The sequence below is a fragment of the Bifidobacterium sp. LH_230 genome, assembly GCF_056357555.1.
Map to the genome: position 1 here is coordinate 155,584 of NZ_JBKEWJ010000001.1, position 17,470 is coordinate 173,053.

The window sequence follows — 17,470 nt, forward strand, 5'->3', positions numbered from 1 at the left end:
ACGTTGTTCGTGAGACTGAAAGGTGCGATGATGAGTCGGAAGTCCCGGAGCGTAAACCTCCGCAGGGGTGCCCGCAGTAAGGCTGGGCTGGACTTCGCGCCGTCGTACCTACGTCGTGGCATCGCTGCCATCGTCACTGTCGCCTTGTCGCTGACCTGCATGGTGCCGTCCGCATACGCGCAAAATGATAGCGTTCTCAATTCGATCGGTGATTCCGGTGTGACCGTCATCTCCAACGGCAAGGTCGTGACCGATAATACGGTCGTGTCCGCGGCGGAATCGCTTGCGCAGCAGCGTGCGTCCGGGACGGTCGATGCCGATACGGCCGATACGGCTACCGCAAACAATACTGTCGGTACGAACGATACGGCCGATTCGGCGGACAGCTCGGCTCAGACCGATACGAATACGAACGATGCCACCGGCGGCACAGGCCAGACCGGTACGAACGGCTCACTCGGCAACGGCAATAATACGGTATTCACGAACAACAACATCTTTGATTCCAGCAACGGTCTGACCGCCGGTGCAAAGACCGTGCAGACCAACGACGACTCGGCCGATACCACTGACGCCAACGCCCAGACCTCCGATGAGGCGACCTCCGACCAGAACAATGGTGGCCCCCAATCCTCATCCGACGCATCCACCCAGTCCAACGACACCGCCGCCGATGCTCCCGCCGCTCAGGCCGATGCCTCCGATTCCCTCGACGGCCGCGACTTCGCCGGCCAGATCACCAAGACCATCAACGGCAAAACCTACATCCTCATCGGCAACGAACAACAGCTGCGCGCGATTGGCACGGGTAAGAAGGTTATTGGTCGCGTCTGGCAAATTCGACAGAGCCGGAAAACTATCTTCCGCCAATGGGTAGATGAAGGCAATCCCCGTGTCGCTTATTCCGGCGATGCCGATTTAAGCGAGCAGGGGACACTCATCGACAAGGAGTATTCCAACCCGGTTATTGAACTGCTGAGCCGCACTTATTATTTCACTATCGATGCTGACGGCAACCGCCATGATGTGAACGATACTAAGGACGCCAACACGGGCTTGACTTATACGTCCACAAACAACTACATCATCTTCCGCGACATCGACCTGTCCAGAAACGCGGCCGACACGAGCAACACGAACTGGACTCCGCTCATGTTCTCCGCGATCATGCTCGGCGCAAAGTCGCAGAATCCCGATACTGCACAAACGTTGTGGAACGGCATCAACGCTGAAGGCGATGCGGTGGACACGACGAAGGTGGACCGGCCGACCATCTCGAACGTAATGGTTCGGCAGACCGGTCAGATGGACCAGTCGAAGCAGTCCGGAGTTGGCTTCTTCGCGACGATTAGCAACCAGGTGAATATCGCCGAGAAGAATATCAGCAGTGCGGGGGAGACCGTCGTCTCGAACATCCGGCTGTACAACGTCGATGTGCGTAACGAGTCGGATTCCTTTAAAAAGCAGACGACTGTCATCGGCGTGGTCTTTGACATCCTCAAAGGCTTGCTTTCCGGCGTCGGTGGATTGCTTGATATTCTGCTCAATACGCTTATTCCCGGGCTGAACATCAGTCTGGAGGATGCGATCAGCGGTCTGCTGACATTGCGTGAAACGGATCCTTCATCGTTCGCCACCGGCGGCTTTGCCGGTCGTGTGGACGGTGAGGTTACGGTGTCTGACTGCGTGGTCGAGAACGTCACCGTATCTAATGTCAAGGGCATGACGGGAGGCTTTGTCGGCTACTCGACTGGTCAGACGCAGTACGAGCTGTTGTCCGCTCTGCTCGGAGACACGGTTAGCGTATTGAGCAAGCTGCTCAATGCAATTCCGGGATTAGGATTGGGCGACCTGGTCAACTGGCTGCTAAACAGCAAGGTCGTCGCTCTGAAGGATCTGCTTCCGATCGGATATTACAATCCGACCTTCACCAATGACGCAGTGAAGACTTTCACGACGGCGAACATGGTCATCGGTTCCGAGACGCAGGATTACGCGGGTGGTTTCATCGGCAATCAGATCGGCACGATCATTGAGCATTCGTCTGTGGAGAGCGGCAACGCGTACATCGTGAAGGCGAATTATTACGCGGGTGGTTTTTCCGGTGTGATGCGCAATGGCGTGATGCAAGGTCTGCTGAGCGATCTGGGCGTTCAACTGCCGAAGATCAAGGCGGCTCCGCAAAGCCTTGTCGAATCGTCGACTGTTGCGGCGAACGTTACCGTGAAGTCAGGTACATATGCAGGCGGTTTCGCCGGTGCTATGGCGAATAGCTTCGCCGTCAACGACACCGTTCAGGGAACGGTGAACGTGAACGCGTCCGGTGTAACGCTCACCAAGAAAACAGGCACGCTGAAGGTCGGCGACGTGATCGCCTTCGCGGGTGGTTTCACTGGTGCCGCCACGCTTGGCTGGGCGACTGATCTTGGCCTTGCGGATGAGGAAGGGAACAGTACTAATCTGCTATCAACCGTTAAGGATTTGCTGGGCGGCGTTCTGGGCGGCGATCAGGATATTTCGGCACTGCTGAGTCTGGTCGGTATCGACGAGTCCATAATTCTTGGCGTGACGATGGATGACGGCACGATTACCGTATCCTCTGGCAACAACTATGCTGGCGGCATCATGGGGCGCGGCGATGGCGCGATCCTCGCCGCATCCGATGCTGCTCACCTAGGCGGATTCTCGTTCTGGAAGAACGGTCGCCCGCTGCCTGAAGCACGTAATAATACGGTATCCGGTTTGAAATCCGTGACCGCGAAGGGCTCGTATGCCGGTGGTATCGCGGGTCAGTTGGGCACTGCATCGATCGGAGGTCTTGTCAATGACACGATCGGTCTCGGCGGCTATCTGCCGTTCGAAGTGAGCGCGCTGACTGTCGACGGTGCCGTAGACAGTGGCCTTGCAGTCACGGCGGGTGACGAGTACGCGGCGGCCGGCATTGGCAAGGCGACCGGCGGACGCATCGGTAAGGCCACGACCGCATACAAGGCGAAGGATTCGTCCGGTAACGACATCAACCCCGTACCTGAAACGGCGGGCGTGAAGATCGACAATGTCGCGACTGTCTCGGCAGACAACTACGCCGGCGGCTTCATCGGCGTCTCCGGTCCGGGCGATCTTGTCGGATCGGAGGGGCTGAACCTGCTCGGCTTGGGCGCATTGAAGATCAGCGGCCTACTGTCCGCGGCCCAAGGCGTGATGGTCGAAATCGAAGCGGCAAACGTCAGCGGCATCGACTCCGGTATGACTGTCGTCGCCAATGGCGAGCATCTTCAGACCTCGACGGAGCGTTCCGCGGCCGGTGGCTTCCTCGGGCGCTCCAACAGCACGCAGGTGACTGATTCTCACGTCACCAATCTGTACGTGGTGCGTTCACACACCTCGCACGGTGATGCGGGTGGATTTGTCGGAGTTTCCGAGACCGGCGGCCTAGCTGATGTTGCGGATGACGCGTCGATCCTGAAACTGGTCGAAGTGAAAGGCTTGGTCGATGCGGTCGGATATCTGGTTCCGAAATATACGAACGTGGACGTCCGTTACGTCAACGGCGGCCATGTGACTGCGGACATTGCGGGCGGATTTGCCGGCGACTTCCGCAGCGGCAAGGTTGATGACAGTGCGAAGACGACCTCGGATGGTGCAAAGGATCTGTGGGCCGTCTACAATATCGACACGGTGACCGGTGGCTCCTATGCCGGCGGCTTCGGCGGCAAGGTGTATTCCGGCGCGCTGGCCGATGCAGGCAAGGGACTGAGCATTCTCGGTGGCTTGGGCGACAAACTGGCCGGATTGAACCTGAGCATTGATGTAACGCAACTCGCATCCGTTGCCGCACTGTATGTACCGGTTATCACCGGTGCCGGTGTGAAGTCTGATGGAACCACTCTGGAAAAGACGAGTGGCCGAGATATCACCGACCCAAGCAATCCTGGATTGAAGGTGTCCGCGACCACCTTGGTGCCGACCGATAGTCATTCAGGTTCGGCCGGCGGCTATATCGGGTTCGGCTCCGGCGTACAGGTCTCCAAGTCGAACTTGACCCAGTTGCGTCATACGGATGTGAAGGCACCAAAGGATCTCGAAACGACTGGTTCCATTGATGACACGTACCTGTCCACGGCCAGCGCGTACGCGGTGACGGGCGCCCGGTATGCGGGCGGTTACATTGGCGACATGGAGCTTGGATCGGCCGCATCCGTCGGTAGCGGTCTCAAGGTGCTGGGAGACAGCCTGACCTTGACGAACATCTCCGACGTCCTGTCGGTGGTTGTTTCCACGATCGAACATTCCGACGTGACCGGCGGCATCGGCGGCTACAGCGTGCTCGCCTCTGATACGAGCGATAAGGCCAACGCGTTGGGCATGGCTGGTGGCTTTGCCGGTCATGTCAAGGGCGGTCACATTCAGGACTCCAGTTCGCATGAATTCGTGTACATGATCGGCCAGGTATCAGCCGGTGGCTACGCAGGTACGGTGGAACCGGGCGCTGCTGCCGATGTGCTTGGCGATGGTACTGTTCTCGACAAGTTCAAGGTTCTGAAGGTCGACAATCTGGCAAGCCTCGTCCAGGATTTCGTACCCACCATCCGCAACTCGTCCACCGATGCGGCGATCTGCGGTGGCGCTGTCCGGGCGCAGGGAACCTCCGACTCGTCGGAACGTCGCGGCATGGCTGGCGGCTATGTCGGACGCAACCGTGGCGGTCAGATCTGGGGCAAGAGCACCGATACGTGGAAGAGCGAGAACACGAACGGCGTGCTCGGCAGCTATACCGGCCCGACCAAGGCCGCATACGCCGCACGTATCCGCAGCGTATTCGGCCATGAGATCGCCGGCGGTTATACGGGTCTCATGGAATCGGCCGATACTGCTGAAACCGGTGGTCTGTCCCTGCTGGGTGGCTTGGTTCAGGCCGGCAATGTGGTTGGTGCGCTCTCTGTCGTGTATCCGACCGAACGACACACCAAGGTCACAGGTCCGCTGCGCAACGCCAGCTATGACCAGTGGAAGACGTGGGTCGAGAACATCGGCAAGTACGGCGCGTACGGTAAGGAATTCACTGATGTCGCCAAGGCTGGTGTCGCTGACGTTCACGATCAGGATTCGCTGAACAAGTTCCTTGAGAACTACGTGTTTGGCTTCAACGTGGTCGCGGGGCGTGGTGTGTTCGCGAACGCCTCGGACGAGATTAAGACGTGCCAAAACAGTGCGGATACGGATGAGAAGAAGGCCAAGTGTTACGAACTCGGCGCGAACCTGCGCGATTCCGGCGTCGCCGGCGGCCATGTGGGTCTGATGCGCACCGGCACGATCACCGACGGCCAGTCGGAGGACGTGCGCAACGTGACCGCCATGCGTGCGGCCGGCGGCTACGCGGGCACGATGGAATCCGGTACCGCCGCCACGTTCGGCAGCGTCAATATCCTTGGCTTGAAACTCGATCTCGGCCAGCTGCTCAACGTAGCGAGCGTGTTCGTGCCTGTCGTCAAGTCGTCGAGCGTGATCGGCTATCGTCGCGGTATGCGGGTTTCCGCAACCGGCAGTGATATCACGCACGGTACCGGCAATGCCGGCGGTTACGTCGGACTTGCCGTGGGCGCCCAGATTTGGGGCGACCGCGACGCCAACGGCGATGAACTCGCCAAGAACGCCGCCGCAAGCACGGCTGTGGGTGCGAATGTGAAGAACCTGCGCAAGGTGTCCGGCCGCAACAACATCGGCGGATTCGTGGGTGCGGCGACCGCCGGTGCGGTGGCCGACGTCGATACGAATGCGACGAGCGGATTCCTAAGCAAGGTACTTGGCTCGCTGGTCTCTAACCCGGCAAGCCTGGTACAGGTGTTGCAGGCTACAATCGTGACCATCCGTGGTGCGCATGTGAGCGCGGATGATGCCGCATGGGGTTACACGGTCGAGGGAGCGTATCAGAACGCGGATAACAAGACGCTGTATGCGTTGAACGCCGGCGGGTTCGCAGGTTCCCTGCAGGCGGCGATCCTTGGCGATAAGGATTCTGCTAAGGGCACCGGCATTGAGATCGAGACCTCGAACGATCCGGCCTCGCTCACTGTGAACGGTCTGCGAGCCGTGGAAGGCGGCCAGTACGCCGGTGGTTTCTTCGGCCTGGCTGACATCTCGTCCGTCGCATCCGTGGGAGGCGGCAACGCCGCGACCGGCACAGACGTGGAGAACGGGACCAACACGAACCTGCTGCTCTCGCTGCTGAAACTCGGCAACGTGGGTGTACTCGAAGCGTTCCGCACGTTCCTGTACGACGGTCAGGTGATCGGTGTCGCCGACGGTATTCAGATCAAAGCTCATGTCTCCGCCGTCAGTGGCATGCTTGACTCCAAGCGATTCACCGGTTCCGCAGGTGGCTTCGGCGGCGGCCTCATCAACGGGTCCGTCAAAAAGAGCGGCGTTACGAATCTCAACAGTGTGACCGGAGTGAACTACGTGGGCGGTTTTATCGGCCATCTCGGCAAGTCCGGCACGATCGCCGCCGACAACGCGCAGCTCGGCACCGACTGGGTTAACCTACTCGGTGCCACCGCCGGTGTGCTTGACATCTGGGGTTCGCATGTGAGCGACTCCTCGGTTTCCGGCATCAAGGCCGGTTACACGGTTACCGCCACGCATAATGGCGATGACTACCAGAAGGCCACCGAGAAGGCGACCGGCCGTGAAGTGGCCGGTGGATTCACCGGCTATGCCGACCTTGCGCGCGTGAAGAACTGCAAAGCGACCGGATTGAAGAAAGTCACCAGCGGTGAACTCGCCGGCGGTTTCGTCGGCGAGACAAAGCGCGCCTATCTGGTGAATGCGCAGGTCAACTCGGTGCTGCTTGAGGTCATACTCGGTATAGTCAACGCATTGGTCAAGCTGCTGTATTTGGACAATGCTCAGGATCTCGGTGTTATCAACATCGGCCAGTGGCTTAAGTTCCTGCTGCCGACCGCGAACGTCGACAAGGTCTTTGATCTCAAGGTGCTGGCCGACGGTGATCTGCTGTACGTGAACCTGTTTGGTCTGAAGATCAGCGTCGCGCTGTCCAAAGCCGATGCCGAGAACAAGCAGCAGACCGATGTGGCAATCATCACCATCGGTGATTCCGTCATCAAGTTGCCTTGCAACAAGGACGGTATCATCAAGGACAATAAGACCGAGTCGAACCTCACCGTTGAGCTCATCAAGGGCAACCGCACGAAGGTGGTTTCCTCCTTAGTGCAGGGTATCGCCGACGGCTACGACGTGTTCGGCGGGGGAGCGACGCAGGGTGTCGACGGTTCGGGCGAGACCGGTTATGCGGGTGGCTTCGTCGCGCTGAACGATGAAGGTCTGTTCGAGAACGACGACATGACCTATGCGGACACGATTCGCGGCACCGCGGAGCGGGTCGGACCGTTCAGCGGCTGGACCAAGTTGAAGTCCAGTTATGACTTCAACGATGTGTACGACATCGAGGGCAACACCAACACGTACCACATCTACCGTGACGTGCCGTCCACGTGGAGCTATGCGCTGACCGCCGATCGGAAGCAGTTCACGTACGGTTCGCACATGGACAACGCAACGAAGACCGACGGTACCTCGAGCAACACGGCAGGTGTGCTCAAGCTCAATCTCAACCGCTACGATGTCGCGCATCTTGCCAATACGCAGGACCAATGGGGCAAGCCCATCGTGACGCCGTACATCCAGAAGTTCGCCGACTACAAGGATGCCGTGATGTCCAACAACGAGGGCGGTGCCAATACCGGTAGCGCGTCCAATGTGAAGAACGAGGCCAAGCCTCTGGGCGTCTACGTGTCCGCCGCACAGGCCGACCTCATGCTCGGCAAGGCGACAGCCGACAACAACGGCGGCATCACCCCCGAGCCTGACGACGGCCAGGACGCCTGCGGTCTGGAAGGCTGCGGCGACGTGAGTCTGACGCTGCGCAAGGTGTGGCGCGACAACGCCAAGAACCGTCCGCAGGGAATCACGGTCGTGCTCACCGCCACCTACACGAACAAGGATGGCGAGAAGATCACGCCGGTCTCGATCCAGTGCAGCGACTCGGATTGCAAAGAAAGCGCGCAGCCGAACCCGCGTACCGTGACGATGACCGCCGCCGCCAACGCCTCCGCGTGGAGCAACACGTGGCGCATGACGATCGACGGCCTGCCGGTTGGATTCCTTGACACCGAGGAACCGAACGATGGGGACACGAACGGCACGTTCCGCTACTACACGTACACCGTGCAGGAAGCCACGCTGATCTACTCCAACGGCAAGAGTTCGACCGAGAAGACCCCGGACGAGGCCGGCTATTCGGTGGCGACAAGCTATGCGACCGAATACGATCCGTCCGACAAGGGAACTGACACGAACGGCACCGGCAAGGAGTACGTGGCGACGATTACCAACTACATTCCGGGACTGCCGAACACCGGCGGCTCGGGCACGCAGTGGATCGCGATGCTCGCCGTGATCATCCTCGGACTCGGCACCGCATGGTACCTGCATGACACCGGCAAGACCGGCACTCGCCGAAAGCGAGGCCGCCATGTCGCCTAACAAGATTTCCGCCGCTTCGGTGGCGGGCAACCCAATGTCCAATCCGTCCTTTCCGGCAGACCGCCGGGAATCATGGGAAACCAAGGAGAAAGGAACAGTGATGAAGTCACTGATCAAGAAACTCGCCGCGGTGATCATCGCCGCTGCGACCATGCTCGGCCTCGCCGGGCTCGGCGCCGTCACCGCCACCGCGGCCGGCAACGCTACGCTGACGGTCACCTCTGCTCAGAGTGCATTTGTTGGCAAGACCGTAAAGTACGTGAAGATGTTCACGGCCACGGATGATAACAACGATGGTACCTATGAGTATGCGCTGGATAATGACTGGAAGGAATTCTTCAAAGCGTCCAAGGATAAGGGCGGTCCTGGCATTGAGGGCGTGACGGATGCCAACGTGTCCGAGAAGGCCGAGGCTTACATCAAGGGCCTGTCCGAAGAGGACCTTGCCACGTTCGCCGATCTTGCTTCCGCTTGGGCGAAGGATTCCGGCATTACGCTGACTGAAAGCTCTGCAGCTGCTGCTGTTACTAACAGCACTGCTAAGGCGGCAGTCACTATCGAGAATCTTGATCTTGGCTACTACCTTGTTGTGCCGCCGACCACTCCGGCGGGTATCGATGGCAAGTCTCACGCGATTCTCGCAAACGTGACCGATCCGAACGTGTCGATCAACCTGAAGAAGGAATTCCCGACCGTTGACAAGACCATCACCAACACCGACGCCAAGGAATACAACAAGGCCGACGACAAGAACATCGGTGACACGGTCAACTTCACGCTGACCTCCACCATTCCGGACATGACCGAGTACACCACGTACAAGTTCCTGTTCCACGATACCCTGTCCAAGGGCCTCACCTACACCGCCGATTCGCTGAAGGTTAAGGTTGACGACACCGAACTTACGAACGCTAATGACAAGTACTATACGGTGGATGCTCCGTCTGCGGCGAACGGCAACAAGCTGACCGTTACGATGAACGACTTCAAGGCCAACTTCGGCGATAAGGACACTTATGCTGGCAAGTCGATCACCGTCGAGTATTCCGCGACTCTGAACGAGTATGCGGAGATCGGCAACACCGGTAACCAGAACTCTGCGACCGTCGAGTACAGCAACGATCCGAAGTCTGATGGCACCGGTACCTCCGTGCCGAGCATCGTCAAGGTTCACACCTTCGGTTTCACCGTGGACAAGTACACCGGTGACACGTACAACGAGTCTTCTCTGCGTCTTGCTGGTGCCAAGTTCAAGCTCTACAAGAGTGATGCTGGCGCGACTCCGATCGAGTTTGTTGTGGATGCCGGTACTGGCTCCACCGCCACGACCGCGCGCCTTGCCACGGCTGATGATAGGAAAGATAATTCTGCTAACAAGAATAAGATTCAGTCCGAAATCGAGACCCCGGCTTACGGTCGTATCACTTACTCCGGCCTCGAAGCGGGAACGTACTACCTTGAGGAATCCGCAGCGCCTGCCGGTGGTTACACCAAGCAGGATCACAAGATCAAGGTCGTGATCACTGCTAATTACGATAAGGACACGAAGCGTCTGACCGACTGGAAGATTGATTACTTCACTCCGAAGTCTGATGGCACCTATCCGGATAGCGCTACCGGCACCGACACCAAGGACAAGCCGGTTGTGCCGTTCCTGAACAAGAAGGGCTTCACCCTCCCTTCCACCGGTGGTATGGGTACGATCCTGTTCTCCGTGTTCGGCGTGCTGATCGTGGCGCTGGGTACGGCTTGGTACGTCAAGTCGAACCGCAAGTCGACCAAGTGAGGTAGACGATGCCTTGGCTCCCCTGCATAACACTAGGGGAGCCAAGGGGTTGCTTCGCAGGGTGATGCAGCGGGATGGGCACGCCTGTGTATTGGGATCGTCCGCACTGGCGTGCGGCCGATGCTGTGTTGTTGCGGCGCGATAGCGCCGCGAGTACCCCACCCGCCCGGCCTTCGCCGGGCACCCTCCCCTGAGAGGGGAGGGAAGTGTTCGGCCTTTCCCTCCCCTCTCAGGGGAGGGTGGCGCGAAGCGCCGGGTTGGGGTACCGCGGCGCCTCGCGCCGCCAACAACAGCGCGGTCGTAGGTCGTCCGCTCCTGCCGAGGAACGCAAGAGGAGATTCATGATCAAGAAGTTGCGCGGCTTGATGCCGTTAGTCGTCATCGTGGTGGGACTGCTCGTGCTGTTCTATCCGACGATCAGCAACTTCCTCGTCATGAAGAACGCGTCCCGCGTCGTCGGCAACTACGATTCCAAGATCGACTCGCTGACCGACGAACAGTATCAGCAGATACTCGCCGCCGCTCACAAATACAACGAGCAGCTCGCGGCCGAAAGCTCCGGGCTAACTGACGCCCTTGCCGGCGCGGTCGGCACCGAGGCGACGGACATCGAGTACATGAAGCTCCTCAACGTGAACGGCGACGGCATGATGGGCTACCTCACCATCCCGCGGCTCAAGGAAACCATGCCGATCTACCACGGCACCTCCGAGGAGGTGCTGCAGGTCGGCGTCGGCCACCTCGAACGGACTTCGTTGCCGGTCGGCGGCGCATCCACGCATGCGGCGCTCTCTGGGCATCGCGGGCTTCCCACGGCGAAACTGTTCACCGACCTGAATCTGATGAAGAAGGGCGACAAGTTCTACATCAAGATTCTCAAAGACACCTACGCCTACCAGGTCGACAAGATCACCACCGTATTACCCACCGACACCAAGGAACTCGCCATCGAAGACGGCAAGGACCTAGTCACGCTGATCACGTGCACGCCGTACGCGGTCAACACGCACCGGCTGCTCGTGCGTGCGCACCGCATCCCGTACACGCCTGATCAGGCCGACGACGCGAAACCGACGTTCCACGTCGACATTCCGCTGCAGTATCTGTTGCCGTCGATCGGGCTGATCGTGCTGCTCATCGGATGGCGCGTGTACCGGTGGAGAAGCGAGCGGCATACCATCGCGCGCCACAGCGCACAATAACTTTCTTGGCTCCCTCGGTTGAGGGGGCTGTCAGCGAAGCTGACTGGGGGAGCGTCGAAGTTATGGAACGTTCCTTGGCTTCTACGCTCCCTCAGTCATGCTATGCATGACAGCTCCCTCAGCCGAGGGAGCCAAGGCTCCGCCAGCTTTTACGCCGAACACAATAAATACTTGATTGAAAGGAGAGCCACACATGGCTGAGATGGATGGGCGACGAGGCGTTGCCGTGCGCCTGTGCGGCGTGCTCCTTGCCATCGCCACGGCACTGTCCGTGCTCACGTTCGCACTCATCGCGGCGCCCGCGCGCACCGCGCAGGCCGCCACGGTCTACGGCAGCATCACCATCGACGCGCAATGGGATCGCGACACCGCGGACCAGACCGCGCTCGCCGGCGACACGTATGCCATCGTGCGCATCGCATCCGCCGATCTCGATGCCGACACCGGCACGATCCGCGCATTCCACACGCTCAAGTCGTTCTCGTCATTCGACCGGAACTGGGCGAAACTCACGTCGTCCGAACTCAACACGGCCGCCAAGCAACTCGACGCATACGCTGTCAAACACAAGCTGTATGCCGCCAGCGACACCACCAACGCCGCCGGCCGCGCATATTTCACCGATCTCGAACCCGGCATCTATCTGATCTCCCGCACCGCCGCAGCATCGGCCAAACAAACGCTACAGCTGCGATCCGTTCCTCATCGCCGTCCCCGAATCCAACAGCGGCACGCCAACGTTGGCAGTCACCGCCGAACCCAAATTCTCCGACAACGGCACCGTCACCCCGCCGAACCCGACCCCGCAGCCCGAACCGTGCAATCCCGCAGAACCAACTCAGCCAACCACCCCGTCCACGCCAAAGACCCCCGCCAACACCGGCGCCGCCGTCAGCATCATCGCCCTCGCCGCCATCGCCCTGACCGTAGCCGCCCTCATCATCCGCGACCTGCGCCGCGGGCGGCAATCCGGCACCGAGATAAACGAATAACATATGTTGAGGTACAGGTTCCGCGCGGCGTAGACCACGCGAAACCGCCCGGTTACTTCCGGCTCAACCAGTCAACGACAAGACCGTATATGACGATCACGCCGAGAAAAACCGTCAGCCATGCCTGATCGGCATAGCCGGCAAGTACGATCAGCGCAACGATCGCGATGGTTGAGTTATGTCCGGGTTTGCCCGGTTCTTGAGAAGCCATAGCGGCTCCCTTCTATCGAAAACGGCGACCGGACCGGTTGATCCGGTCGATCGCCCCATGCGTTTTGGAATCTCGGTTCAATGAGATTCGGCCGCGCATGGTGCGGTAAGAAGCCATGCTACCGGTAAAACTTGGTTTGTCGGAATCATCGGCGAGCCGTATACTGGAAGGGCTGGCGAGGAATCGGTTCAACTTCGGAATACTTTGAGGTGGCCACTTGAACGTTCGATTCCGTTGGGTTCCGAGCCGGTAGGGCGATCTTGCGTCCTCTATCGAACGGCGAAGGGTGCTGGCGCGTAGAAGCCGCACCCTTCTCGCTTTTCGAAGCTAACACGCCGATCGTACGCAGCCGTGTGCATACAATGGAACTTATGAGCGAAAAGCATGCCGCAAAGAAGAGTATCGAGAAACTGGCGATCGTGGTCGTCACGTACAAGCGCCAGCAGCTGCTGACCAAGCTGTTCGATTCGATCGAGCAGCTGACCGTCGCGCCGTGGCGCATCGTCATCGTCGACAACGAGCACTCCGGCGAGACGCGCGGCATGGTCGAAGACTTCTCCGCACGCATCACCCGCCAGTGGGGCACCACCGTGGCCGACGCGAGCGGCAACGAGACGCGCGTCGTGTACGCGCCGCAGACCGCCAACCTCGGCGGCGCGGGCGGCTTCTCGGCCGGCGTGAAGAAGGCGTACGAGCTCGGCGCCGAATGGTTCTGGGTGATGGACGACGACGTGGCCGTCGAACCCGACGGCATCGAAAAACTCGCCAAGTGGACGCCGCGCCACGACGTGATCCAAGGCAGCCGCTACGACTTCGACGGCGGCCCGTTCTACTGGCAGTACGACTTCATCGTGCCGCTCGGCATCCCGAACCCGATCGCGCCCGCCGCATTCGGCCGCGCCGGCTACCGCGTCATGGACACGCTATGCTTCGAAGGCGGCCTGTTCCGCCGTCGCGTCGTCGAGAAGATCGGTTTCCCGGACCCGCGCTTCTTCATCTACTGGGACGACACGATCTACGGCTACCTCGCCAGCAAGGTCACCAATCCGATCATCGTGCCCGACGTCGTGCTGCGCCGCACGCGCGAAATCGGCAACTGGGACATCGCGGGGCTGCGCCAGCTCAACTCGACCTCCGACATGAACCGGTACCACATCATGCGCAACCGCGGCTACATGGCCCGCTACTTCATGGCGCACGGCGACTTCCGCCCGTTCCTGTTCGCGCTCGGCACGGTCGCGACCGCCGCGAAGGAGGTCATTCGCTTGGTGATGGTCGACCGCGAGCATGTGAAGACCGGCCTGGTGCAGATCGCCAAGGGCTGGTGGAATTCGCGTAAGCTCATGCACGATCCGAACTGGAAGCCGATGCCGCCGCTCAAGTAATCGCTTATGATGGTCGGTCGGGTCACGACGCGAGACGCATACGGTACTTCAGCGTCATGACCCGTTCCGCCGACCGCGTGACCTTGGCCGCAAAACCGGCGTCCGCGCGGGCCTTGGCCAGCAGGCCGTCAAGAATCGGCTGCACATAGGCGCTGTTACCGATGCAGGCAAGATCGCCGCCGGCCTCCACCAGCCGCACGCCGAGCTGATCCGCGGCAATCCCGCTCACCGCGGTCGCGGACAGTGAATCCGACGTCACCACACCGTCGTATCCGGCACGGCCGCGCAGCATCCCGTCGATGATCGTGGATGAAAACGCGGCCGGCGACGAGGCGTCAAGCTGCTGGTACGTGGCCAGCGACATCATCACCATGCCCGGATTCGCATCACGGATGGTCTGCGCAAACGCAGCCATCTCCGGACCATCCTGCGTGGTGGTCGTATCCAGCACGCCTTCCGCGGTGAAGTCGGTGTTGCCGCTGACCGCACCCAAACCGGGGTAGTGCTTCACGCTGGATTCGACGCCGGCGTCGCGCATGCCGTCGACGAACGCGGTGCCATGCGCGGCGTTGCCGGCCGCGTCCAAGCCGAAATCACGATCCAACGCGCCGATCGGGGCGTTGACCGCGCGTTCGCCGACGACGGTGCCCAGCACCGGTGCCAGATCGACGTTGATGCCGGCCTGCTTGAGCTGCGCGCCCCACGTGGCCGCTGACGTGCGCAGCGCATCCGTCGTCATCGCGCCCTGTTCCACCGCCGACGGCATGGCATCGAACCCCGGCCCCTGCAAATGCTGGACCAATCCGCCCTCCTGATCGGTCGTCATCAGCAGACGGTTGTTCGTGGGAGCATACGATTGCAGCGCGTCGGTCGCCGTGCGTACGGACTCGACTCCGTCGTTCCAGTTGCCGATGATCAGCACCGATCCCACATGCTGGTTGGTGATCAGATCCTGCAATGCGGACGGATCGGTCCCGGCGAACAGAGGAGCCATGATCAGCTGGCCGACCCGTTCCTCCAACGACATCGCGGCGACGGCCCGCTTCGCCTTGTCCTGCGGCCGATCGGCCGGTTTCGGCGTGGTCTTGCGGTTGAGCTGGTCGGCGTTGGGCGTGGTCGATGGCGATGCGGAAGACGACGGCGTGGGGGAGCCGGATTCGGAGGCATCCGGCCGATTGACATACCAGTGCGCGACCAGTGCCAGCACCAGCGCCACGCAGACCGGCAGGATCAGAAGAACAAACGGAATACGGGAACGATGGGATGGATGAACGGTGGAGTGCCTCACGGTACGGCATTATGCCACTTGCGGCGCTCACGACGGCGACACGCGTCACCGTGTGACCGGAACGTGCTCGAGGCTGAGGTCTTTTCGTCATTTCGAGCGAGACGCAGCCGAGTCGAGCGATCTGTTGGAGGCGGTGAGACTTTGGAAGATTTCTCCGCTCGCTGCGCTCGGTCGAAATGACAGGGAAAGGCGCGTCAGACGGCCGTCACTTGTGGATGAACAGGCCGCCGTCGCCCCACGCCCACTCGCCGGAACCGGCGCCGATCTGGAAATGCAGTTTCGCGATGCCCAGGTCGTTCAGCGTCTCGCGATAATCCTCGTTCGGGTCCAGATGCGCCGCCACCGTATCGTCCGCCGCATGGTACGTGAACGTGACCGGCTGACGGTTCATCGCGCTCGGCGCCTTCATCGCCGCCTCGACGCCCGCCCTGAACCAGTCCGGCGCGGCCGCGCGTTCGGCATCGCTCATGCCGGCCGTGAACTGCTCGTACGACTTCGTCGGCCGGTGCGAACGCTGGAACTCGGTCAGCTCGTCATACGACTTCGCCTGATACGACAGGTGATGTTTCGGATAGCCGACCACCACGCACAGATACAGTTCCTCGTTCTTCCTGATCCGGCAGTGCTTCGCCGCCTCCTCGCGATCCCAGCTGCCGCCGACCCACAGCGTGCCCAGACCGCGCAACGTGGCCGCCAGCGTGACCCGTTCGGCGTAGAAACCGGCGCGCTCGCGGGCCTCGGGATCGTCCTTCGGTTCGACCAGCGCGATATAGTTCGCCGCGTTCTTGAGATGTCCGGATTCGTTCGCGGCCGCGAACACTTTCGGCTGGTTCAGGATCAGCTGCATGTTGGTTTCGGCGAGCGTGTTCACCGCGTCGATCGTCATGGTCAGCTGCCGGGCCGTATCGTCGTCGATCGGGTCCTTGTCGTACGCGCGCACCGCGGTGCGGATATTGACTGCGTCAATCAGTTGGGTATGTTCCATACATCCTGATTATTCCACGGTCGTCCACGGTTTGAATCGATTCGGCCGTGGACTCAATGACGCGTGTCGGCCGGCGCGCGTTATACAATGCCCATACCGGTTCGATATCGTTGTTCCGTTTTCACGGAAAAGTCACGGAAAGAGAGGTCAATGATGATTGAGACAGCGCAGGCTTTCGGCGTGGACATCGGCGGTTCCGGCATCAAGGCGGCTCCGGTCGATCTCGAGAAGGGCGAATTCGCCGAGCCTCGTCTGAAGATCCTCACCCCGGCGGTTTCCACCCCGCAGGCGGTCGCGGCGATCGTGCGCCAGCAGCTTGACCACTTCGAGGTGCCGGCCTCCGCGCCAGTCGGCATCGCGTTCCCGGCCCCGATCAAGCCCGGCCAGAAGCTCGACTTCATGGCCAACCTCGACCAGTCGTGGATCGGCGTGGACGTGACCGAAGTGTTCTCCGAGGCGTGCGGTCGTCCGGTCGTCGTCGTCAACGACGCGGACGCGGCGGGCTTGGCCGAGCAGCAGTACGGTGCGGCCAAGGGCCAGAACGGTCTCGTAATCGCGACCACGCTGGGCACCGGCATCGGCACCGCGCTCATCATGAACGGCGTGCTCGTGCCGAACACCGAACTCGGCCACATCATTCTCGACGAGAAGCACCTCGACGCCGAGAAGTACGCGTCCTCCGGCATCCGCGAGCAGAAGGAGCTCGGCTACAAGAAGTGGGCCAAGCGCCTGACCAAGTACTATGGCCTCATGGAGAAGTACTTCAACCCGGACCTGTTCGTGGTCGGCGGCGGCGTGAGCCGTCAGAGCGACAAGTTCCTGCCGTACATCGACATCAAGACGCCGATCGTGCCCGCCAAGCTGCGTAACGAGGCCGGCATCGTCGGCGCCGCGTACTACGCCAGCACCAAGCAGTGACGACGGTTCGTGCGTGAATCCTTACCGGCTCCTCCCTTGTGGGGGAGCCTTTTTGCTGCCATATGGACGATGCCGCTCTCCCTCGTGGCGGAAAACGCTCGCTCGAGGCGATCTCAGTGAGCGTTTTCCGCCACGAGTGAT

Annotated in this window: 7 protein-coding genes and 1 pseudogene; 6 read left to right on the forward strand and 2 right to left on the reverse strand. The window is 60.6% G+C overall.

What is annotated here, in order from left to right; translation table 11 throughout:
- Positions 1 to 30: 30 nt before the first annotated feature.
- The 5 genes and pseudogenes from AC1A0G_RS00600 (at position 31) to AC1A0G_RS00620 (ending at position 14,138) form a co-directional block, all read left to right on the forward strand.
- Positions 31 to 8,562 carry a cell surface protein gene (locus AC1A0G_RS00600; protein ID WP_476526714.1) on the forward strand — a complete coding sequence of 2,844 codons (8,532 nt, stop codon included), beginning with the start codon at positions 31 to 33 and terminating at the stop codon, positions 8,560 to 8,562.
- Complete coding sequence (locus AC1A0G_RS00605) at positions 8,510 to 10,348, forward strand: SpaH/EbpB family LPXTG-anchored major pilin (protein WP_476526715.1); 1,839 nt, start codon at positions 8,510 to 8,512, stop codon at positions 10,346 to 10,348. The genes AC1A0G_RS00600 and AC1A0G_RS00605 overlap by 53 nt, the downstream gene beginning before the upstream one ends.
- Positions 10,349 to 10,689: 341 nt before the next feature.
- A pseudogene (locus tag AC1A0G_RS00610) lies at positions 10,690 to 11,547 on the forward strand (class C sortase); the annotation flags it as partial.
- Positions 11,548 to 11,743: 196 nt separating this feature from the next.
- On the forward strand, positions 11,744 to 12,670 hold the full coding sequence (locus tag AC1A0G_RS00615; RefSeq protein WP_476526716.1) for a hypothetical protein: 927 nt from the start codon (positions 11,744 to 11,746) through the stop codon (positions 12,668 to 12,670).
- Between the two features lie 454 nt (positions 12,671 to 13,124).
- The gene (locus AC1A0G_RS00620; protein ID WP_476526717.1) at positions 13,125 to 14,138 is read left to right on the forward strand and encodes a glycosyltransferase family 2 protein; all 1,014 of its coding nucleotides are present in this window, start codon (positions 13,125 to 13,127) and stop codon (positions 14,136 to 14,138) included.
- 22 nt (positions 14,139 to 14,160) lie between these two features.
- Here the strand turns inward: AC1A0G_RS00620 and AC1A0G_RS00625 are convergent, their stop codons facing one another.
- Both AC1A0G_RS00625 and AC1A0G_RS00630 read right to left on the reverse strand, forming a co-directional pair.
- Entirely contained in the window at positions 14,161 to 15,165 is a 1,005-nt protein-coding gene (locus AC1A0G_RS00625) for a glycoside hydrolase family 3 N-terminal domain-containing protein (RefSeq protein WP_476526835.1), read from the reverse strand.
- A gap of 466 nt (positions 15,166 to 15,631) precedes the next feature.
- Positions 15,632 to 16,411 (reverse strand): nitroreductase family protein, encoded by a 780-nt coding sequence (locus AC1A0G_RS00630; protein ID WP_476526718.1) that lies wholly within the window; start codon positions 16,409 to 16,411, stop codon positions 15,632 to 15,634.
- A 153-nt stretch (positions 16,412 to 16,564) separates the two neighbouring features.
- Here AC1A0G_RS00630 and ppgK point away from each other — a divergent pair, with 153 nt between their 5' ends.
- The gene (gene ppgK / locus AC1A0G_RS00635) at positions 16,565 to 17,329 is read left to right on the forward strand and encodes a polyphosphate--glucose phosphotransferase (RefSeq protein ID WP_476526836.1); all 765 of its coding nucleotides are present in this window, start codon (positions 16,565 to 16,567) and stop codon (positions 17,327 to 17,329) included.
- Positions 17,330 to 17,470 lie beyond the last annotated feature (141 nt).

What these genes read in the sequence shown, in the direction of transcription:
- AC1A0G_RS00630 (WP_476526718.1), bottom strand. Translation starts at nt 16,411, where the DNA reads ATGGAACATACCCAACTGATTGACGCAGTCAATATCCGCACCGCGGTG.
- AC1A0G_RS00625 (WP_476526835.1), bottom strand. Translation starts at nt 15,165, where the DNA reads ATGTCGTTGGAGGAACGGGTCGGCCAGCTGATCATGGCTCCTCTGTTC.
- AC1A0G_RS00615 (WP_476526716.1), top strand. Translation starts at nt 11,744, where the DNA reads ATGGCTGAGATGGATGGGCGACGAGGCGTTGCCGTGCGCCTGTGCGGC.
- AC1A0G_RS00600 (WP_476526714.1), top strand. Translation starts at nt 31, where the DNA reads ATGAGTCGGAAGTCCCGGAGCGTAAACCTCCGCAGGGGTGCCCGCAGT.
- ppgK (WP_476526836.1), top strand. Translation starts at nt 16,565, where the DNA reads ATGATTGAGACAGCGCAGGCTTTCGGCGTGGACATCGGCGGTTCCGGC.
- AC1A0G_RS00620 (WP_476526717.1), top strand. Translation starts at nt 13,125, where the DNA reads ATGAGCGAAAAGCATGCCGCAAAGAAGAGTATCGAGAAACTGGCGATC.
- AC1A0G_RS00605 (WP_476526715.1), top strand. Translation starts at nt 8,510, where the DNA reads ATGACACCGGCAAGACCGGCACTCGCCGAAAGCGAGGCCGCCATGTCG.